Origin of the sequence: Bifidobacterium bombi DSM 19703 (assembly GCF_000737845.1) — a bacterium.
Classification (GTDB): Bacteria; Actinomycetota; Actinomycetes; order Actinomycetales; family Bifidobacteriaceae; genus Bifidobacterium; species Bifidobacterium bombi.
On the sequence record NZ_ATLK01000001.1, the window covers coordinates 363,562 to 383,434 of the forward strand.

Genomic DNA, 19,873 nt, shown 5'->3' on the forward strand with positions numbered 1-19,873 from the left:
AGACTCATTGCATGAGTGACTTTGAGATGGATGGCGGTGACCGTTCCGATGAAAGGTCCGTGGGTTTGGATGTGCCAGCCGAGCTTGGCTATAGCGATGAGCATGTTTGGGTAGGGCAGTCAGAGGGTCTGTTGTCCTTGGGCATTACCGAATACGCTGCGGATCATATGGGCGATTTGGTCTACGTCGATCTTCCTGAGGTGGGTACACGGTTCGACGTAGGCGACGAGTTGGTGCAGCTCGAATCGTCGAAGGCGGTGCAGCCCGTGATTGCGCCTGTGGCGGGGACGGTTCGTCATGTCAATGGTGAGGTTGCCGAAGACCCTGAAATCGTGAATAACGATCCGTATGGTGAAGGTTGGATGGTGAAGGTTGAGCCGGAGGACGATGAGCCTGAATTGCTCGATGACGGGCAGTACCGCAATCTGCTCAGAAAATCAAAGTAACGTTTGCCGTATGGCGCTTGGGTGAAGGCAACGAGACGTCATCGTGATGGCGTTCCTGCGTTTGCGCCGGGGTGGTTGGCCGATGCTGCCGTATAATTTCCCTCATGGGAATGGACACTGAAAAAGAGACATCGGGTTTGCGTTCCGCCAATCACGCGGATGTGGGGCGGCCGCCGGTGGCATTCGAACAACCCCATGTGCGCGAGGTGCATGGTGACGTCTTCGTCGATCCATACGAGTGGATGCGCGACAAAGACTCCGCGCGCCTGCGCGACTACGTCCGGGCACAGAACGAGTATTATGCCGACCGGATGCGACCCTTGTCGGGGTTGAAGGACACTTTGTTCGAAGAGTTCAAGGGGCATGTTCAGGAAACGGACATGTCGGTCCCCACCCGAATTGACGACTATTGGTATTTCGCCAGAACCAGAGAGGGAAGCCAATACGGTGTTCAGTGCAGAATTCATATCCGGGGTCGGGATGATTGGCACCCGCCGGTCATCGACATGCACGATGAGCCGGGTGCGGCACCGGATGAGGAAATCGTCTTTGACATGAACGCCGAGGCGCAGGGCCATGATTTTTTCCAGCTCGGTGGGCTCGACCTGAGCAGGGACGGCCGGTTCCTGCTTTACGGGGTCGATACGACAGGCGACGAACGCTATGACTATCGCATTCGTGACTTGAGTGACCATCATGACCTTCCCGATCTTATGCCCGGTGTAGGTGGGGCCTGCATGACCGCCGATGGCCGTTGGGTCTTCTATGTACGGCTCGATGAGGCCTGGCGTCCTTGCGCCGTCGTGAGGCACCGGGTCGGTACGGCCGCACGACAGGATGTGGAGGTGTTCCGCGAGCGCGATGAACGTTTTTGGGTAGGGGTCTCCTTGAGTTTCGATGAACGTCATGTGGTGATAGGCACCGGGTCCAAAACGACCAGTGAGGTCCTTCTTCTTCCCGTTGATGACCCTGAGGGCGAGTTCCGCGTTTTCCTTCCGCGCACCGAGGGCGTGGAATACGACGTCAGTTTCGCGAGCTTCGAAGGAGCCGGTCAGGGCGGGTCGGACATACCCTTGGCATTGGTGTATCATAATGCATTCAATCCCAATTTCGAAATCGACGTCGTGGACATGCGTATGCATGAACCCCCGTTCTCGTTGGGTGAAGGTACATGCATCGCCGTGGGTTCGCCTTACGGGTGCGAGCGAGGGGACGCCGTGGAGCGCGGCGCCTCCCGGCGGCATGTAGGAGAGCCGTATTTCAACTCCATCAACCCTGAGGTCCTTCAAGGCGCAAAAGGTCTGAGCATCGACGGCATCGCAATGTATCGGCACTTCGTCCAGCTGGGTTATCAGGCGGGCGGTCTTCCGCATGTCGCGGTCATCACCAAGGAACAGGCTGCAGCCGATTTTCTGGCTGGTCGGCCTTGGGCATTCTTGGGACTCGAACCGCACAAGGGCTTGGTTCGTTCCTCTTTCGGATGTGAACCTGATGAGGGAAGTGGTTACCCCGACGATATCGTTCTCGACTTTCCACGGACGGCCGGTCAAGGCGAAGAGAATGGCGGCGAAGCCGGGAGCGATATCGGGAACGGGCAGGTGCCGGGCGATCTGTGGGGTACCGATTCACAGGGTACGCGCAGGCGCCGGCTGTATTGCATCGGTACAGGCGGCAATCCCTCGTACGATGCACCTCGTTTGCGCTATTCGTTTTCCAGCTATTCCTCTCCCGGAGAGCTTCACGAAATAGATGTATGCACCGGCGAGGATGTCCTGCTCAAACGGATGAAGGTATTGGGTGACTTCGATCCAGAACGGTACCGCGAACGGCGTGTATGGGTCGAAGCTCGCGACGGTGAGCTGGTGCCGGTGTCATTGGTCTGGCGAGAAGGAATCCGCAAGGGGCCTTTCGCCATGTTCGTCACTGGGTATGGTGCGTATGAGGTCAATAGCGACCCTGGTTTCTCGGTATCCCGGCTCGGCATGCTGGACCGCGGCGTGTTGTATGCGGTGGTGCACGTCAGGGGTGGCGGTGAGATGGGGCGTGCTTGGTACGAGCAAGGGCGCAGGCTGAACAAACGCAACACGTTCGAGGACTTCGTCGATGCCACGAGGGCGTTGCAGAGATGCGGGCTTGCTGATTCGCGAAGGACCGTCGCGAACGGCGGGTCCGCCGGCGGGCTGCTAATGGGGGCGGTGGCCAACATGGCCCCGGAATGCTACGCCGGCATCGAGGCGGATGTGCCGTTCGTTGACGCGCTCACCTCCATTCTGGACCCATCATTGCCTTTGACGGTCACGGAGTGGGATGAGTGGGGCGATCCGCTTCATGACCGATTGGTGTACGAGTATATGAAGTCATACACCCCGTACGAGAATGCGCCGTATGGGCTTTGGTCCTATGGACGCGATGACTCGGGCTCTCGGCGGCCTGCGGGAGGTGTTCGGTTCCCCAGGATTCTCGCTACCACGTCGATGAACGATACCAGGGTGCTCTATGTGGAGCCGCTGAAGTGGGTGGCGCGTTTGCAGTCGCAAGGCGTCGATGCCATGATCCGCGTAGAAACCGAGGCCGGGCACGGCGGCGTTTCGGGAAGGTATGCGCAGTGGCGTGAGGTTTGCGAAGAGAACGCCTGGTGTCTTCATGTCATGGGCATCGACGTCTGAAGTCCGTGCACGTCGGCCTTTCGTCATTGATGAGTGCGACGCCGTCCTGACAGTTACGTGTCCACGATGCGAAAGGCCGGCTGTCCCCGTTCGGTTTGACAGGTAGTCTGCATGGTTATGACTACTGCAAAGACATATGACATCGCCGTCATACCTGGTGACGGCATCGGGAAGGAAATCGTGCCGGTCGCCCAACAGGTGATGGAGAAGGCGACTGAAGGGGTGGCGGATTTCAGATACGATGATTTCGATCTAGGTGCCGACCGTTATCTGCGAGACGGTGCCATCCTACCCGATGATGAGTTGGAACGGATCAAGGGAAACGATGCCATTCTTCTGGGCGCTATTGGTGACCCGAGAGTGAAGGCAGGTGTTTTGGAGCGTGGTTTGTTGCTCAGGATGCGTTTCGATCTCGATCAATACGTCAATCTACGCCCCTCCAAGCTGTATCGTGGAGTGACATCGCCGTTGGCGGACCCGGGGGACATCGACTTCGTCGTGGTGCGTGAAGGCACCGAAGGCCTTTATTGCGGGGCCGGCGGCGCCGTGCGGCGGGGCACGCCCCACGAGGTCGCGACCGAGGTGTCCATCAACACGGCGTTCGGTGTGGAGCGTGTGGTTCGCTATGCCTTTGAATTGGCCATGAAACGCCGCCGGCATGTCACTCTGGTCCATAAGAAGAACGTTCTGGTCAATGCCGGCGACATGTGGCAGCGCATCGTCGATCGAGTCGGTGAGGAATATCCACAGGTGACCCATGATTACCAACATGTGGATGCTGCCACCATCTTTCTGGTGACCGAACCAAGTCGCTTCGACGTCATTGTGACAGATAACCTGTTCGGGGACATCATCACCGATGAAGCCGGCAGCGTCGTCGGTGGTGTGGGTTATTCGGCTTCGGGCTGCATCAACGCCTCCAAGGAGTACCCATCGATGTTTGAGCCGATTCACGGTTCGGCACCTGATATCGCCGGTCAGGGCATTGCTAACCCCACCGCAGCGGTATTGTCGGCGGCCATGCTGCTGAGACATCTGGACCTTGATGAGGCAGCGGAGCGCATCGAGCGTGCCGTAGAGTCCGACATCGAAGCCAACGCTGGTATCGACCGTTCTACGCAGGAGGTCGGGCGGGACATCCTTTCCAGACTGTGAGCGTACATTCAGGGTATTCACATGGAATACCCTGCTGATTCGTGTTGGCGGTTCACACCATCATGGTGTACAGTCAGTTGGAACCAATTCAATGGATTCTGTTGTATAAAAGGGACAAACATGGATGATTCAGGTAACGCTCAAAGCCGTGACCCTCGTCAGGACGATTCATCATCAAATCGGGTCGGATATCCCCAAGCCGGTCGGTATGCACCGGCCGAAGGTCAGTCCGGCGCGTACGGCTTTTCCGAAGGTTCAGGTACGCAATATGGGCAGGCGAATATGCCTGGTGCAGCGCAAAACCAGCCGGGCTACGATACCCGGAACGGTGCATGGTCTGGTGGGCAATACGATTCCGGTATGAACGGATATGATACCCAATACCAGAACCAGGCGTATTCACAGAACTCCAATGGTTACCAATACAACCAGCAATACGGGTGGGCAGCACAGGCGTCCCCGGCATATGACGCCGCGGGAAACCCGTATTTTTACAGCAAGAAGTCAAAGCTGGCGGCGGGCCTGTTGGGCATATTTCTCGGTGGTTTTGGCATACACAACTTCTATCTCGGGTATACCAACAAAGCTGTGATCCAACTCCTCCTGACCGTACTTGGCGGGTTGTTAACATTCGGTATCGCGTCTCTGGCGTCGGGGATATGGGGTTTCGTAGAAGGAATCCTGATACTGTGCTCGCAATACGGGTCGCCGTGGCATCGCGACGGCAAGGGGATGGAGCTTCAGGATTAATTGCGCGCCGAATTCAAAAAGCCTGGAGAAAAGCTGGTAGGTGTGGCAGTCAATGTCGATGCTTCGGGTCGGGTGCTTGGCTGTTCCATCGACGGTGACTTATTCGTGTAAGGCGACGACCGGCACGCCATGCTCATGATGCATGATATGGAGCAGACCCTCGTTGAGGGGGCGTGAGTGAGGTGATGGCGCGTTACTCTGATGTCGGTCTTGTAGGCACGGACGCGAGGTCCATCGAAAAGGCTTTCGATCGTGCTTTGCATGATGAGCGACGAACGCTTCGCGGTGCTCCTTCGCGTTGTGGAGCGGAAGAGTCGAGGGCCTTGTTCGTTGGCGTTCGTCTTGATGACGAGTGGTCCGCCGTAGAACGACCTTTGGCGGGCACATGGAAACCGCCAGTTCACCCGCAGGTTGTCATTGACCAGCCCCGGGGACCGCAGGAACAGATGGATATCGACAACGAATGGGCGATTCAGGTCGTCAGAGGGGCAAGGCCCGCGACCCTGCGTTTTTGGCGATGGACGCAGCCGGCCGTTGTGATAGGCAGATACCAGTGCGTCCATGACGAGGTCGATTTGGAAGCTGCACGCGCCGCTGGTTTTCAGATCGTCAAAAGGCCTACGGGCGGCGGCGCCATGTTCGTGCGGCCCTCCGACGTCATCACCTATTCGCTGTATGTTCCGGCGCCTTTTCTGGAAGGCGTCGCCGTGCGGGCCTCGTACCGTTTATGCGACCGCTGGCTTGTCGAGGCATTGCGCGGCATGGACATCGGTTTCGGCGGCATGAACGATGTTGTTACGCCGAACGGCAAGGCTGGCGGTTCGGCCCAGAGACGATATGCTCCATTGGACTACGGTCCATGCGCGGTTCTTCATCACACGACGTTGTCCTACGCCATTGACTCGGAGACGATGTCGCGTCTGCTCCGGGTCTCCGATGAGAAGATGAGCGACAAAGCCGTGAGGTCGGTTTCGAAACGGGTTGATCCGTTGTGTATGCATACGGCGTTGAGCCGCGAAGAGATCATGCACAATCTCGCCGGTTATGCTCATAGAGGGATATAGGCGAGTAAGATGGACATGGGTCCGTTATCTTGATATAGATGTCATGTGTTGTGTTTTGGCGCAGCCGCTGGAGCAGAAATCGGTTTTGGAGGCGTGAAAATGGTGGAGACACCCAATCATATTGAAGAAGAGCATAATCAGCTGTTGCAGACGGCGCTGTTCAGGCACGTTCCGCCGCAGGAGGCGGAAGAACTTCTCCCGTTCATCAAGTACGGCTCGTTTTCAAAGGGTGACTACATCTTCCATGAGGGAAGTACGGACAAATGCATGTATCTGCTTGAGGAGGGGAAGGTCAAGCTCACGCGCGAGTCGAATGACGATCGAGTCCAGCTGTTGAGCATCCATTCCCGAGGGGAAGTGCTTGGAGAGATTCCCGTTTTCGACCCCGACGGAGGTCCGCGCACGGCTTCGGCCGTGGCGATGGTCAACGGGACACGGGTGGGCTGTTTAGATCGCGAGACGTTGTTCAGGTGGCTCAACAAGCATCCTTTCGTGGCGGTGAACATGTTGCAGGTCATGGCGGCGAGGATGCGCGCGAACAACGAACGTATGTCGGACCTTGTGTTCAAGGACGTTCCCGCACGATTGGCCAAGACTCTGTTGGACATGGCCATGCGCTTCGGCAAGCCTGTCGAGGCAGGGGTGAAGGTTCCGCACGACCTGACACAGGAGGAACTCGCCCAGCTCGTGGGTTCATCTCGCGAAACCGTCAACAAGGCGCTGATGGATTTCTCGGATCGCGGTTGGATAGCCCGCGACGGGCGCGCCATCATCATCTACCAGCCTGGAATGTTGATTCGCCGGTCACGACGCTGAACTTTACACTGATTACAAGCCTTGCTTTGCACAATGTTTCTGCTAGTCTCGGTTCGTTCGAGACTATTAGCTATCGGCTTATCGACAATTGAAAGTGTCGTCGATGGGTGTGCAGGTAGATACGATGTCCTAGAATAGAGCGCATGTCTTCGAAGCGAAATCTCACTGTACAGCGTGTTTTGGCCTTATTGCTCGCATATGTGATGCTCTGTATCGCAGGGGGCGTCGTGGGCGGAATTTTTCTTTCCCCGGTCGTTTTTGGCGTCAATGGCATGGCCAAGGCGGTCATGCCGTCGTTGAAGGTCGAAGGCATCGACTTCGACGTTTCTAGTCTTCCGCAGCGCTCCCGGATGTTCGCGTCGGATGGGAAGACGGTGATTGCATCGTTCTATGCGCAGAACCGTACGGTCGTTCCGCTTAAGGATATTTCGCAGCCCATGCAGCAGGCCGCCGTGGCACGCGAGGACAAGAGGTTCTTCAAGCATGCTGGCGTGGACGTGCAGGGCGTCATGAGGGCCTTCATTCAGACGTTCATCAAAAAGGGCGACACGCAGGGGGGCTCCTCGCTTACCCAACAGTATGTCAAGAACGTACTCATGACCAAGGCACATGAGAACAACGATCCGATAGCCGAGTACCATGCCTCTGAGGAGACCATAGCGCGCAAGATTCGCGAGATGCTGATCGCCGTGCAGATGGAAAAGCAATATTCCAAAGCCGAGATATTGCAGGGGTATCTGAACATCGCGCAGTTCGGCAGCAACAACCTGTATGGTGTTGAGGCCGCGGCAAGACGGTATTTCGGAATTTCCGCCAAGGATCTGAACGTTGGCCAGGCCGCGACCATCGCCGCGATCACGAAGAATCCGTCCAAATACGATCCATCCATTCCTGAGAATCTTCAGGAATCGCAGAAGCAGCGCGACATCGTGCTTTCGCTGATGCTGTCGCAAGGCTTCATCACCAAGCAGCAGTATGAGGAGGCCAAGGCAAAACCCCTGCAGGAGACGCTCAACCTTCAGGACAACACTTTGCAGGTAGGCTGCCAGTCAGCAGGCGATGCCGCTTTCTTCTGTGATTACGTGACCAAGCAGATCCTCAACTCCAAGGAATTCGGAAAAACCGAGATGCAGCGTCAGAAGCTCTTGAATGAGGGCGGGCTTGATATTTACACGACAATGGACATCAATGCAAACAACATCGCCATGCAGACGGCCCGCGAGACCATTCCGGTCAACGACCCCACTGGTTTCGAGGTGGCCATGGCATCGATACGTCCGGGGACCGGTGAGGTACTGGGCTTCGGTGTCAATAGGATATATGACGCCACCGATGCGGCGAAGAACGACCCGACGAGGACCTCGCTCAACTACGCCGTCGATCAGAAAGACGGGGGCGGCATGGGATGGGCTATCGGTTCATCATGGAAACCGATCAACATGGTGGCATGGATGCAGAAGGGCAGGTCGATCAACGAGCCGTTGCGCACTTCGACCTTCTATCGCAACAGCGCGTTCAACTGCGATAGATTCACCGATAACGTCGGCAGTTGGACGGTGCATAACGCCGACGGAGGCAACGTGAATCCCGAGACGCCGTTCCTCGGTTTGGTGCATTCGCACAACACCGTGCAGGCGGCGATGGCCTCACAGATTGGACTGTGCTCCATTGCGGACACGGCCAAGACGCTTGGTTACCACAATTCGCCTTTGGGACAGGAGGACATCTACTCCAAAGGCTCGCCGTTGTATCCTCCAATGACGATTGGCGCCGTGCAGGCGTCGCCACTTACCATGGCGAACGTGTATGCCACCATCGCCGCTAATGGTGTGGAATGCACGCCGATCGCCATCAAGAAGGTGATTAACAAGGAAGGCGAGGATCTGAAGGTGCCGAGCGCCAATTGCCATCAGGCCATTTCTTCCGAAATAGCTCAGACCACGGCGTATGCCATGAACCAGGGTGTGGTTCGTCCTGATGGAGTGGCTGCGGTCACACGGCTGGATAACGGCAGAAAGACCTTCGCCAAGACCGGTACGAACGAGAATACGTATATGGCGACCGGCGGTTTCGTACCTCAGGTCTCGACGTTCGTTTCGGTGGGCAATGCCGAATATACCGTTCCCTTCGATCGCAAGACCATCAATGGCAAGTATCGTGCGGTGTGGTATGGCGAAGACATAGCGGCCCCAGCTTGGAGGAACTTCATGAATCGCTATCTGGCCGCGGGGAATGTGCCGCAAGACAATAACTACGGCAATCCTGCTCCGCAATACATGGGTTCGTCCAGCGCTCCTACACAGAACAGACAGTAGCGGCGGCGGAAACGGGAAACGGGACGTCCGGTGACGAAGGGGTCGCCGTGCGTCCCGTTTCCCGTATCATGAGATGCTTTGATGGGCATTCCGTTGCGATTGTTTTCAGCGGGTTATGAACCTGGCGATGTGAGCGGGAAGACTGATATGCGTGATTGCTAGGGCAAACTTTCAGTCTGTTTGCGTTTCTGAAATAATTTGTGCGATAATGTTCATATGATTTCCTCACAGAGACAGCATGTGATTCTCAGCAGGCTTCGCACTCGTGGAGCAGTTCGCATCACAGCGCTTTCAAAAGAGCTTGGAGTCTCGGCCATGACCGTGCGTCGCGACATTGCCGATCTTGCGGACAAAGGTCTGCTCAAGAGAGTCCACGGCGGGGCCGTGACCACCAGCTCGTTGCTCAGCGAGCCGTTGTTTTCGGTGAAATCACAGATGGACATAGGGCTCAAGGACTCCATAGCCCAGGAGGCCGTCAAATACGTTTCACCCGGTGATGTTATAGCTGTTGGCGGCGGAACCACGGCTTACATTTTCGCCCAGCACCTTTTGGAATCGCAGCAGGCCAGTGGAATTACCATACTGACCAATTCCATTCCCGTTGCGGAACTGGTTCAGGCGATGGAATCCAAGGACATCGAGGTCATCGTCACGGGTGGCGTCATCACACGGTCGAATTCATTGGTCGGCCCCATAGCCGACAAGGTCATCGAATCCTTGCGGGTCAACACGGTCTTCCTTGGCACGCATTCCGTTTCCGTGCCTAGGGGTTTCCTTATGCCGAACTCTTTGGAGGCTGCGACGGATATGGCCATGATGGGCATCGCAGATAAGACGATCATCCTCACTGATCACACGAAGTGGAGCTGTACCTCCCTGTCTCTGTTCGCCAGATTTGACCAAGTTGACACATTGATCACGGACGACGGTCTCGACAAGGATTCCGCTGAGGAGACCCGTAGCCTGGTGAGCAATTTGGTGCTGACTCATAAAAGCAGCTGAATTTTATACAAACAACGAGAACCATAACCCTGACGGGGTTGAGGGGAGTGTCATACCATGACGAAATTTCGCCATTACGAACCGGATACATACGCACAGCAGCATATCCGCATCACACCGACGACGTTGGCTGACGGGCGCGAATTCTTCTATCTTGATGATGAACCGGAGTACGTCAGTGGGAAGAAAACCCGTGAGCTCCATGATCCGCGTCCTCTGGCGGACCGTTTCGCGCCCCACGCTGACGCTGACGGCAATGTCGTGCCGTATGCGGCACCGCAGATGCGGCGTGATCCACTTACAGGTGACTGGATTCCCATGGCGACGGCTCGCATGAACCGCCCCATCACCGCAGGGCTGAAGAAGACAGCCAGTGGCAATCCGCTCGCTGCCCGTATTCCGGGCAGTGCCTATCAAGACGGGGAAGTGCCTGACACTGATTATGATGTGGTCGTCTTCGAAAACCGTTTCCCATCCATGGTGCAGGTGCCGGGGGTGGACAACACGACAAGCTTCGTGGATGGCAACCATCTTTGGCAGACCCGGCCGGCCGCCGGTCGATGCGAGGTGATTTGCTTCGACCCGAATGAGTCGGGTCTTCCTGCGGACCTTCCCGTTGAGCGCCTGCGTACCGTGGTTGAGGCATGGGCCTTCCGTACCGTGGAATTAAGCCATCTGGAAGGTATCGAACAGATCTTCCCCTTTGAGAACCACGGGCAGGAGATCGGTGTGTCTTTGGCTCATCCGCACGGCCAGGTGTACTGCTATCCCTACATGCCTGCGAAGATGGAAGCTGAATTGACGCATACCGAGGAGTATTTCGAACAAACCGGAGGTAATCTGCTCCGCGATTTGATGGCAGCCGAAATCGATGCCGGAAAGCGTGTCGTCATGCGTAACCACAGTTGGGTGGCGTATGTACCGGCCGCTGCGCGCTGGCCCTTGGAGGTACATGTAGCGCCGTTGCGTGATGTGCTGACGCTCGATGAACTGAACGATCAGGAACGCTGGGACCTTGCTCAGATGTATTCAACGTTGCTCAAGCGCGGCAATGCCTTCTTCGACACCGGCGACGGCAAGGGCATGGATCTGCCTTATATTTCAGCCTGGCATCAGGCTCCCGTGCGTGATCCACGCCGTGCTCATTACCGCCTCAACCTTCAATTTTTCTCGTTCCGACGTGCCGCGAACAAGATCAAATATCTTGCCGGGTCCGAGTCCGGCATGGCGGCTTGGGTCTCGGACACCACTCCGGAGCTCATAGCCCAACGGTTCCTGGAATTGGGTCCGGTGGACATCGATTGAACCCATGCCAGAGAATGAACAATTGGCAAGTTGCTGCAGGCGACGGTACGTGCCGCGGACGTGTCCGGGGCCTCGCCGAGGTTCTGTTGTATGTCAAAAGCGGTGGGTTCTTCCTGGAGGATTCGACTGTGTTCTCAGGACAGTCATTGATGGTATAAAACGAATAGGAGAATGTACTGATGTCAGATATCGAGTTTCTTGAGGCCTACGACGATTCCACTGGCGCAGCGCTAGCTTCGGGTCTTTTCGCCAAAGTCTTCGGCAGTGATCCCGACGGGGTTTGGGCCGCCCCTGGCCGTGTCAACCTCATTGGTGAGCATACTGATTACAACGCCGGCCTATGCCTTCCCATCGCCCTGCCGCATCGGACGTATGTTGCCGTGCATCTTCGCGATGATATGCGAATGCGGGTGGTGTCGAGCGTCAAACCGGAGGATGTCGTGGACATTGATCTCGAGGGGCTGGGCGCCGGAGGCGTCAAGGGCTGGGCCGCGTACCCGATTGGTGTGGCCTGGGCGCTGCGTGAGGCTGGTTTTGACACCGTTTGCGGTAGCGATATGGCGTTCGTGACCTGTGTTCCATTTGCATCGGGATTGAGCTCCTCCGCAGCGATGACATGCTCGACCGCATTGGCGCTTGACGGTGTGTTCGGACTCGGATTCGGAGGCACTGACAAAGGTAGGATTACCCTCATCGATGCAGCGGTGCGCGCTGAAAACGACATGGCGGGTGCCTCTACCGGTGGACTTGACCAGAGCGCCGCCATGAGGTGCACACCCGGGCACTCATTGCGTTTGGACTTCAGGCCGGGGCTCGATGCCATCGATTCCGCGACTCAGGAGCCTTTCGACTTGGAGGAGTTGGGACTTGAGCTGTTGGTGATCGACACTCAGGCACACCACCAGCTGAACGATGGTCAGTATGGGCAACGTCGTTCCAGTTGTGAACGGGCCGCGCGGGAATTGGGCGTGGCGAACCTTAGGGAAGTCGCAGATGAGGTCGAAGCCTCTGATGATCCGCAGATTGCCCTTGCTCGGGTATTGAACCGGCTTGACGATGAGACGACCCGTAAACGTGTACGGCATGTCGTCAACGAGATCGGGCGTGTGGATCGTTTCATCAAGGCGTTTGCATCCGGGGATGCGCGCGAGGCCGGAAAACTCATGGATGCTTCGCATGCTTCGCTGTGTGATGATTATGAGGTCACCGTTCCTGAACTTGACGTCGCTGTCGCGGCATCCCGGGAGGCGGGTGCGCTGGGCGCTCGTATGACGGGCGGTGGTTTCGGCGGATCGGTCATCGCGCTCGTGGCCCGCGGGGAGAGTCGCGCAGTGGCCTGCCATGTGGCTGGTTCATTTGCTGACAATGGCTTCCGCACGCCTCGTGCCTTGGTCGCCGTAGCATCTGATTCGGCGCACAGAGTCAGATAATCATCGCTTATGCATCACGTGTCTGTTAAGAATGGCGTGTCAATATACAACAAGGTGCAGCGTGCGTGTGATGGCAAGCTGCACCTTGCGGTTCGCTCACCTATCGGCAATCCCAGCTATCCCATAGATTCAAGTCGAAATCCAAGCGTCTTGGCTTGTCTGAAGCCCAATTGCCGTCTGACTTGGTGATGACTTCGCCTCCCACTGTGTAATCATGTATCGATAATCCGTTGTGCTCCTTCATTTGATTACCAATCTTCACCGCTGCTCCCTCAGGATCGTTATAAACAGAAAGCCTGCTCGTCTGTTTAAGTGAGTCAAGCTTGTTCCATGATTCGATGTGGAACGAATCGATGCGCAGTCTTGTAATATTTTCCAGCGCATATATTCGAACTGCGCAGTTGACCATGCCTTCGACCTCTGTTTCCTTGATTTCGATGTCATCGATGGTCTTACTGTGATCTGCGCGGTTTTTCTCTGGGCCAAGCCAATGGGGTGAAAAAATTATCACCCCAGTGTTTCCATTGTCCCAATGCATAAGATTATGTATCACATCAGTGTCCTTGACGTGGATGTCGTGGATGTCTCTTGGGGCTCAGCCCATTTGAATGACCGGTCCATTCTCGTTCTTCTAAATCACCGTGTCGCCGACATCGACGCTGGAATGGTAGAGTTTTATTACATCGTCGTTTGAGTGGAAGAACGTATGCTTCATGCTACTTCCGCGATAGAGTTCAATACCGTCGGTCTGCCAGTACCATCCGCCAATCTGTTGGTAATTACGGACATGCATGGCAAAAGTTTCTTCATCTCCATATACAACAAATGAATGATATGGTGGGTTTGCAACGGTTATTCCTTGCGAAGCAAGCGTTTGTTGTCTGCATGAGCCTGAATGGAATTGGAGCTTTTTTACGCATGAGCGGTGGCAATTATCGGTTTTCGGGGAACGATGCAGATAGCTATCTGCGGTATCGGTTTCGTATATATATATATTGTTCGCCTGACAGTACGCCATAACCGGTTACACGGTAACACGATTGCGGTCCCTCTGGAAATTTGAAAGCCCCTTTGACATAAGCTCCGGGGGCGAAATAGATCCATTTGACGTTGGACGAAAGCTCCGCCATGTGTCTTGGTCCCATGAAATATGTTCCGGGACCGAACGATATCACGTCAGCTTGTACATCGTCAATGTAGCTGATATCACCTTGCGTCGGTCGGAAGATGGTGCCAGCCTGTGATTTCGGTATAAGCTCGCCGTCTTCGTCAGAGACTTTCGGCTGAGCGAAAATCATCATCGTGTTGCGTGGTTGTATGTGCACATCACGAGAATGGGCGTCAACCGTTTCGCTCAGGACACCCGAACGATCATAGGCTGTGAACAACTCAGAATCGAATTCCACCGAAAACCTGTAACCGCCAGGATTATATGAAACTCCAATCCGGATTGTCGAATCGGATAGCAGTTGTTTGCTGAATTTCAGCTTGGACGGGCGAATCTTCACCTGGTTGGCAGAGGAAATGTTCTTATTGGTGGTGAGGGTTACATCGACATAGACATCCGTAAAGTATTCGAAGCATGACCAAGACATCGTCATGTTCGATTCCGTAGCGAACTCAGCGCCATCGAGACTGGAGTATCCTAATTTCTCACTGCCGTTTCTCGGTATACTGATGTAAGTGAAGGAATCATAGTAATTGTATGGAGCCTTGCACGTCGATACCTTGGTGGAACAGAACGGCGACTGACGCACTTGATTGTTACTCAATACGCAGCTGGCACTTTTCTTCGCATCCGCGTGCCACCAAGTGTGCAGATAAATGTCATTGGCGGTTCGTGCTGAGAACAAATGAGTCTTTTCCGCGGACGATTGCGGATTTACTCACTTGGATTGACCGGCGATTGCGTTTGAGTCAATTGCGGTGGTTCACGCCCACATGGAGTCGGTTGGCTTGTGATATCCGCCGATTTGTTGTTACGGGATTACCTCATGCTGTACGAACTTCTTCGTTTCAGTGTAATATATGTATCTCTTCTCTTCTGGGATATGTAATAAAAGATTGTGATATAGTGCAAAATTTACGTAATATTTGCTTCATGATTTTCTACATATCGCAGTTGAATCTCGAGCAAGGAGTTCGGGTTCGAACATGAAAAGCTCCCGTTTGGCCATTTGAGTGTAATCCTCCATCATTCGCTGTAGTCCACTGACGATTGTTTCGCTGATGTTGCCTATGGGTTGCCGTATAGTCGTCAGGGCAGGTGAGATGTAACTCATGGTCATGGAGTCATCGTAACCAACCACTGAGATGTCGTGTGGCACGTCTAAATCCAAGTTATGAGCCGCTTTTATAGCTCCAAGAGCGAGTTGATCGCTGGCACAGAAGATTGCGGTTACACCCTTTTCAAGGAGTTTCGTCGCTGCCATTTGTCCGGATTCCAATCCGTAGGTTGTCCACTGGGTTAGCTCTTCTGAGTGTTCGAGTCCGTGTGACTTGAAGAATTTCAATGCGGCCTTGTGCTTTATGATGCTGGGGTAGTGCCTCAGATCGCCAAGCAACAGCCCGATGCGTTCATGGCCTAGATTTGCCAGGTGGTTGAGCGCCATTTCCGTGGATCGCTGGTCATTCGTGCCTACATACAAACCATCCATGTTACGTACGGTGCCGTTGAGGAAAGCTGCGGGGATCTTATGTTCGCTGAGGATCTTATACATCTCCAGATCCGAATCTTTGGTATCGTACTGGCCTGCAAGAAAAATGACCCCGGCTGGTTCCTGAGTTCCCAGGCTGGTCAGATAGTCGGCTTCCGTTACACCGCCCAATTTGTACGTGCATAGCTGGGTTTGGTAACCGGCATGTTGTAGCAGCGTATTGAGTCTTGTGACGAACTCCGGAAAAATCGGATTGCTCAGGTCAGGCGTGACGATGGCCACGAAACGCGAATTTGGTCGCACGAACTTGTTCCGAGGTATACCAGCCGCATCCATCGCATCAAGTACCGTGTTGCGCGTGCTTTCCGACACGCCGGGTTTGCCGTTGATTACACGCGATATAGTGGCTTGGCTCACGCCGGTGTTCTGAGCTATCGTTGCAAGTGTTTTTGCCATTGAGACCATTCCAATCAAGATAGAAGTCATTTTCTCTGCTGATATTGTACTGCATTGAGTATGACATGAAATATACAGCAAATGTTGCGCAAAAAATACTCTTTTGTTATACTAAAATCGCTCGAAAGAGCAGATTAATTCAGCAAAGACGCAAAGAGGTTGGAGGGTTCTTATGAGTAGAGCTACTGTCGTAACGAAGGCGGGAGCGGCGCTGTGTGCCACCTGCATGCTGCTCCTGGCTGGCTGCGGAGGTTCGGACAAAGCGGCTACGACGAAAGATGGAAAGCCCATTGTCACCGTTCAGGTGATCAAGGATTCCCGCATGAAGAAGATGACCGATCAAGCGTGGACAAAAAGTCTCGAGAAAGCGTGCGGCTGTTCCATCAATTGGCAGGAAGTCGGTGACCCCGCGTGGGATCAGCAAAAAAAGGCTTCCCTGGCTGCAGGCGATGTTCCCGATATCAATATACGCGGGTTTGGCTCCGGCGACATGAGCGAATATGGGAGTCTCTTCCTTGACTTGACCCCAGAGCTTAAGAACATGCCGAATGTGTCGAAGATGTTTAAGGAAGACCCATATTCAAAGGCCATCTCAACGACTACAGATGGGAAAATACTGGGCGTGCCGGGGGTGGCCGGGGCCGTATATCCACGAAGCAGTACGCATATGTTCATCAACAAGACCTGGCTCGACAAACTGGGTTTGAAAGTGCCGACGACTTGGGATGAACTTCATGATGTGCTCAAAGCGTTCAAAACTCAGGATCCGAACGGCAACGGCGAGGCTGACGAGATTCCTATGGACTTCAATTCTCCTGGAACCGGTGGTTTTGGTCTGTTTCAACCGAATGTGCTTCTTGCAAGTGAAGGAATCACGGTGCCTAATGGCGCCTTGGGAATGTATGCGGAGAACGGCAAGGTAAAGAATTACCTGACCGATGCAAGATATAAGAAGTTAATACAATATCTGCACACCCTTTGGTCCGAGAATCTGATAAATCCTGAGGCTTTCACCCATGATTGGTCGAAATTCATCAATACGACGAGAGGCGATGGCAAGACTGCAAAAGTAGGCGTCACTTGGATGTATACTCCCGAAGGAACGTTCGGTACCGAAAATCAAGATCAGTACATCACAATCCCGACTCTTAAGGCCTCAGAGAATCAGAGTGAGAAGACGGTGTCACCATTCAATGGTGATGAATTGGCCTATATGCCCGACCGTGTGGTGGTTTCCGCCAAGGTCAAGAACAAGGATGCCGCTCTCAAAATCGTCGATGCCCTGTACAGCGCTGATCTGTCGGTCGAATCAAGGTATGGTTCGTTCGGCGAGGCTGTCAAAAAGAACGGGACCGATGATTATACGATTATTCCAAAGCCTGAGAACGGCGATTGGCAATTCCAGGTTTCTATGGGTGACCGAGCCCCTGGCTGGATTAACGATAAGATGAAGCTTAATCTTCCAAGCATCCATACGGCCTATCATGATGTCGATGGCGTATATGACGAAGATTATAAGAACATCGATTTCAATAAGGACGTCCTGTATGCCAACATGCCGATGACTTCCGACCAATCCAAGACTCTTAACGCCAATTACACCGGTATTACTCAGGGCGCGATGAGTAAGTTCGCCAATTGGGTCACTAAAGGTGGAGTTGACGATGAATGGGATACCTATGTGGAGAGTCTGAAGAAGAACAAGTTGGACGAAAACATCCGCATCGAACAGCAGGTTTATGACTCTTTCAAGAAGAATATGAGAAAAATGGATGTCGATATGAACAACGTAGCCAAGTAATGTGGATTCTGGACGGCGAGGACCGCAGATCAAGGTCGAGGACCTGCATCTCGCAGATCTTGCGCCGTCCATTCTGCGGCGATGCTTGCATTTTTAATACAGTAGTTTTCTTTTCATGTCCAAATTGCAGGGATATGAAGACAGAAGAAGGAACAACTTCATGACACTTGACCACTTGCGGCATATACCCGACGATGTACACACCAATGGAGCGACTCCCAACCCTTGGTGGGCCAATGCTGTGGTGTATCAGATTTATCCAAGAAGCTTCAAGGATGCCAACGGTGACGGATTCGGTGATCTCAAAGGCATCACTTCCAAGCTTGACTATTTGGTGGATCTTGGGGTGGATATCATCTGGCTCAGCCCGATTTATGTTTCTCCACAAGACGATAACGGATACGATATCTCGGATTATCGCGATATCGATCCCATGTTCGGTACATTGGGCGACATGGATGAGCTGATTGAGCAGGCTCACATCCGCGGTATCAAAGTGGTCATGGATCTGGTGGTGAACCACACGTCCGATGAACATCGTTGGTTCCAGGAATCACGAGACAAAGATTCCAAGTATGCGGATTGGTATTGGTGGAGGCCCGCAAGAGAGGGATTCGTTGCAGGGACTCCGGGTGCCGAACCCAATCGTTGGGGAGGGACATTTGGTGGTTCCGCTTGGCAGTATGATGCCGGGCGCGGTGAGTACTATCTTCACACCTTCTCCAAAAAACAGCCTGACCTCAACTGGGAGAACCCGGACGTACGTCGAGCGGTGTATGACTTGATGAACTGGTGGCTGGACAGGGGGGTCGATGGTTTCCGTATGGATGTCATCACCCTCATTTCTAAACGTGTCGATAAGAACGGAAGACTGCCCGGTGAAGCTCAAGGGCTCATCGAAGATACCCCGGTAGGTGAGGAAGGTTACTCAAACCCGTGGCCGTTGTGTCAAGACGGCCCAAGGCTTGACGAGTACCTCAGGGAGATGAGGCGAGAGGTTTTTGAAGGCAGGAAAGGTACGTTCACGGTCGGGGAAGGACAAGGCATATCACCTATTCGCAACCGCGAAATCACCGATCCCGACAACCGCGAACTCGATATGATTTTCCTGTTCGACCATATGGGGGCTGATCAAGCTGGTACCAAGTGGAACATTCAACCGCTTCGGTTGACCAAGCTCAAGCGAGCTATGGCCAGCCAGCAGTCCGCCGTAAAGGACCGGGGCTGGGCCAGTCTATACTTCAACAACCATGACCAGCCTAGGTCGGTGTCGCGTTGGGGCGACACCTCGTCGCCTCGTCTTCGCATCAAGTCTGCTAAAGCCCTTGCTCTGCTTATGCATATGCATCGAGGTACGCCTTATATCTACCAGGGTGAGGAACTAGGAATGACGAACGCCGGTTTTACCAGATTGGATCAATACCGCGATTTGGAGTCAATTAATTCATACCATCAGAGGGTCGATGAGGCTAGAGTGCAAAGCGCACAATCCATGATGGATTCCTTGTCAAAGGTGAGTCGAGACAATTCACGCACGCCTATGCAGTGGGATGCCAGTGAATATGCGGGTTTTACTTCACCTGAATCACAGCGGTCTCCTTGGCTTGAGGTAAATGCCAACAAAGGCGAAATAAACGTCGAGCTGGAGATGTGTGATCCAGAATCGGTCTATTCATTCTATAAACGTCTTATCTCGCTTCGTCATGAAGATGAGGTGGTATCGGCTGGTGGGTTCGAGATGATGGACCCTCTTGATGAGAGGGTCTACGCTTTCGTGCGCGAGCTTGACGGTCGACGACTGTTGACTGCGGTCAACATGTCATCCACCAACGCCGTTTTGCCGGAACAGACATGCGGTCTGCTTGGCGAACGTGGCTTGGTTGGACGGAACGTTCTGATAGCTAACGTTGCGACAGAAAGCATTTCGAATCAGGTGGAGCAAGGCATTCTGGAACCTTGGACCGCATTCGTATGTGAATTGTAATGGCGGCCAGTTATGAGTACAATCAA

16 protein-coding genes are annotated in these 19,873 nt (G+C 54.2%); 12 read left to right on the forward strand and 4 right to left on the reverse strand.

Annotated features, from left to right (window positions below; all coding sequences use genetic code 11):
* Positions 1-11 precede the first annotated feature (11 nt).
* From gcvH to galK, 10 genes are all read left to right on the forward strand, one after another.
* On the forward strand, positions 12-446 hold the full coding sequence (gene gcvH / locus BBOMB_RS01370) for a glycine cleavage system protein GcvH (RefSeq protein WP_044086473.1): 435 nt from the start codon (positions 12-14) through the stop codon (positions 444-446).
* A 110-nt stretch (positions 447-556) separates the two neighbouring features.
* Positions 557-3,112 (forward strand): S9 family peptidase, encoded by a 2,556-nt coding sequence (locus BBOMB_RS01375; RefSeq protein WP_044086475.1) that lies wholly within the window; start codon positions 557-559, stop codon positions 3,110-3,112.
* A gap of 117 nt (positions 3,113-3,229) precedes the next feature.
* Complete coding sequence (locus tag BBOMB_RS01380; protein ID WP_044086861.1) at positions 3,230-4,267, forward strand: 3-isopropylmalate dehydrogenase; 1,038 nt, start codon at positions 3,230-3,232, stop codon at positions 4,265-4,267.
* A gap of 120 nt (positions 4,268-4,387) precedes the next feature.
* Positions 4,388-5,017 carry a TM2 domain-containing protein gene (locus BBOMB_RS01385; RefSeq protein WP_044086476.1) on the forward strand — a complete coding sequence of 210 codons (630 nt, stop codon included), beginning with the start codon at positions 4,388-4,390 and terminating at the stop codon, positions 5,015-5,017.
* Positions 5,018-5,190: 173 nt separating this feature from the next.
* Positions 5,191-6,081 carry a lipoate--protein ligase family protein gene (locus BBOMB_RS01390; RefSeq protein ID WP_238549850.1) on the forward strand — a complete coding sequence of 297 codons (891 nt, stop codon included), beginning with the start codon at positions 5,191-5,193 and terminating at the stop codon, positions 6,079-6,081.
* A gap of 99 nt (positions 6,082-6,180) precedes the next feature.
* The gene (locus BBOMB_RS01395) at positions 6,181-6,897 is read left to right on the forward strand and encodes a Crp/Fnr family transcriptional regulator (RefSeq protein WP_044086479.1); all 717 of its coding nucleotides are present in this window, start codon (positions 6,181-6,183) and stop codon (positions 6,895-6,897) included.
* A 143-nt stretch (positions 6,898-7,040) separates the two neighbouring features.
* Positions 7,041-9,212, forward strand: a complete 2,172-nt coding sequence (locus tag BBOMB_RS01400; protein WP_044086481.1) for a transglycosylase domain-containing protein — start codon at positions 7,041-7,043, stop codon at positions 9,210-9,212.
* 216 nt (positions 9,213-9,428) lie between these two features.
* Positions 9,429-10,214: a DeoR/GlpR family DNA-binding transcription regulator gene (locus BBOMB_RS01405; protein WP_044086483.1), complete on the forward strand. Its 786-nt coding sequence runs from the start codon at positions 9,429-9,431 to the stop codon at positions 10,212-10,214.
* 57 nt (positions 10,215-10,271) lie between these two features.
* Positions 10,272-11,519 (forward strand): galactose-1-phosphate uridylyltransferase, encoded by a 1,248-nt coding sequence (gene galT, locus BBOMB_RS01410; RefSeq protein ID WP_044086484.1) that lies wholly within the window; start codon positions 10,272-10,274, stop codon positions 11,517-11,519.
* Between the two features lie 179 nt (positions 11,520-11,698).
* On the forward strand, positions 11,699-12,949 hold the full coding sequence (gene galK / locus BBOMB_RS01415; protein WP_044086486.1) for a galactokinase: 1,251 nt from the start codon (positions 11,699-11,701) through the stop codon (positions 12,947-12,949).
* Positions 12,950-13,049: 100 nt separating this feature from the next.
* On the opposite strand, the gene BBOMB_RS07460 is transcribed toward galK, so the two are convergent.
* From BBOMB_RS07460 to BBOMB_RS01425, 4 genes are all read right to left on the reverse strand, one after another.
* The gene (locus tag BBOMB_RS07460) at positions 13,050-13,460 is read right to left on the reverse strand and encodes a family 49 glycosyl hydrolase (protein WP_052377329.1); all 411 of its coding nucleotides are present in this window, start codon (positions 13,458-13,460) and stop codon (positions 13,050-13,052) included.
* A 120-nt stretch (positions 13,461-13,580) separates the two neighbouring features.
* Entirely contained in the window at positions 13,581-13,967 is a 387-nt protein-coding gene (locus tag BBOMB_RS08470) for a hypothetical protein (RefSeq protein WP_081867217.1), read from the reverse strand.
* Positions 13,912-14,802 carry a hypothetical protein gene (locus BBOMB_RS07465; RefSeq protein WP_081867218.1) on the reverse strand — a complete coding sequence of 297 codons (891 nt, stop codon included), beginning with the start codon at positions 14,800-14,802 and terminating at the stop codon, positions 13,912-13,914. The genes BBOMB_RS08470 and BBOMB_RS07465 overlap by 56 nt, the downstream gene beginning before the upstream one ends.
* A 246-nt stretch (positions 14,803-15,048) precedes the next feature.
* The gene (locus BBOMB_RS01425; protein ID WP_044086488.1) at positions 15,049-16,062 is read right to left on the reverse strand and encodes a LacI family DNA-binding transcriptional regulator; all 1,014 of its coding nucleotides are present in this window, start codon (positions 16,060-16,062) and stop codon (positions 15,049-15,051) included.
* Between the two features lie 172 nt (positions 16,063-16,234).
* Here BBOMB_RS01425 and BBOMB_RS01430 point away from each other — a divergent pair, with 172 nt between their 5' ends.
* Both BBOMB_RS01430 and BBOMB_RS01435 read left to right on the forward strand, forming a co-directional pair.
* Positions 16,235-17,863 carry an extracellular solute-binding protein gene (locus tag BBOMB_RS01430; protein ID WP_044086489.1) on the forward strand — a complete coding sequence of 543 codons (1,629 nt, stop codon included), beginning with the start codon at positions 16,235-16,237 and terminating at the stop codon, positions 17,861-17,863.
* Between the two features lie 160 nt (positions 17,864-18,023).
* Positions 18,024-19,847, forward strand: coding sequence for an alpha-glucosidase (locus tag BBOMB_RS01435; protein WP_044086490.1), 1,824 nt, complete (start codon positions 18,024-18,026; stop codon positions 19,845-19,847).
* The last annotated feature ends 26 nt before the right edge of the window (positions 19,848-19,873 follow it).

What these genes read in the sequence shown, in the direction of transcription:
- gcvH (WP_044086473.1), top strand. Translation starts at nt 12, where the DNA reads ATGAGTGACTTTGAGATGGATGGCGGTGACCGTTCCGATGAAAGGTCC.
- BBOMB_RS01375 (WP_044086475.1), top strand. Translation starts at nt 557, where the DNA reads ATGGACACTGAAAAAGAGACATCGGGTTTGCGTTCCGCCAATCACGCG.
- BBOMB_RS01380 (WP_044086861.1), top strand. Translation starts at nt 3,230, where the DNA reads ATGACTACTGCAAAGACATATGACATCGCCGTCATACCTGGTGACGGC.
- BBOMB_RS01385 (WP_044086476.1), top strand. Translation starts at nt 4,388, where the DNA reads ATGGATGATTCAGGTAACGCTCAAAGCCGTGACCCTCGTCAGGACGAT.
- BBOMB_RS01395 (WP_044086479.1), top strand. Translation starts at nt 6,181, where the DNA reads ATGGTGGAGACACCCAATCATATTGAAGAAGAGCATAATCAGCTGTTG.
- BBOMB_RS01400 (WP_044086481.1), top strand. Translation starts at nt 7,041, where the DNA reads ATGTCTTCGAAGCGAAATCTCACTGTACAGCGTGTTTTGGCCTTATTG.
- BBOMB_RS01405 (WP_044086483.1), top strand. Translation starts at nt 9,429, where the DNA reads ATGATTTCCTCACAGAGACAGCATGTGATTCTCAGCAGGCTTCGCACT.
- galT (WP_044086484.1), top strand. Translation starts at nt 10,272, where the DNA reads ATGACGAAATTTCGCCATTACGAACCGGATACATACGCACAGCAGCAT.
- galK (WP_044086486.1), top strand. Translation starts at nt 11,699, where the DNA reads ATGTCAGATATCGAGTTTCTTGAGGCCTACGACGATTCCACTGGCGCA.
- BBOMB_RS08470 (WP_081867217.1), bottom strand. Translation starts at nt 13,967, where the DNA reads ATGGCGTACTGTCAGGCGAACAATATATATATATACGAAACCGATACC.
- BBOMB_RS01425 (WP_044086488.1), bottom strand. Translation starts at nt 16,062, where the DNA reads ATGGCAAAAACACTTGCAACGATAGCTCAGAACACCGGCGTGAGCCAA.
- BBOMB_RS01430 (WP_044086489.1), top strand. Translation starts at nt 16,235, where the DNA reads ATGAGTAGAGCTACTGTCGTAACGAAGGCGGGAGCGGCGCTGTGTGCC.
- BBOMB_RS01435 (WP_044086490.1), top strand. Translation starts at nt 18,024, where the DNA reads ATGACACTTGACCACTTGCGGCATATACCCGACGATGTACACACCAAT.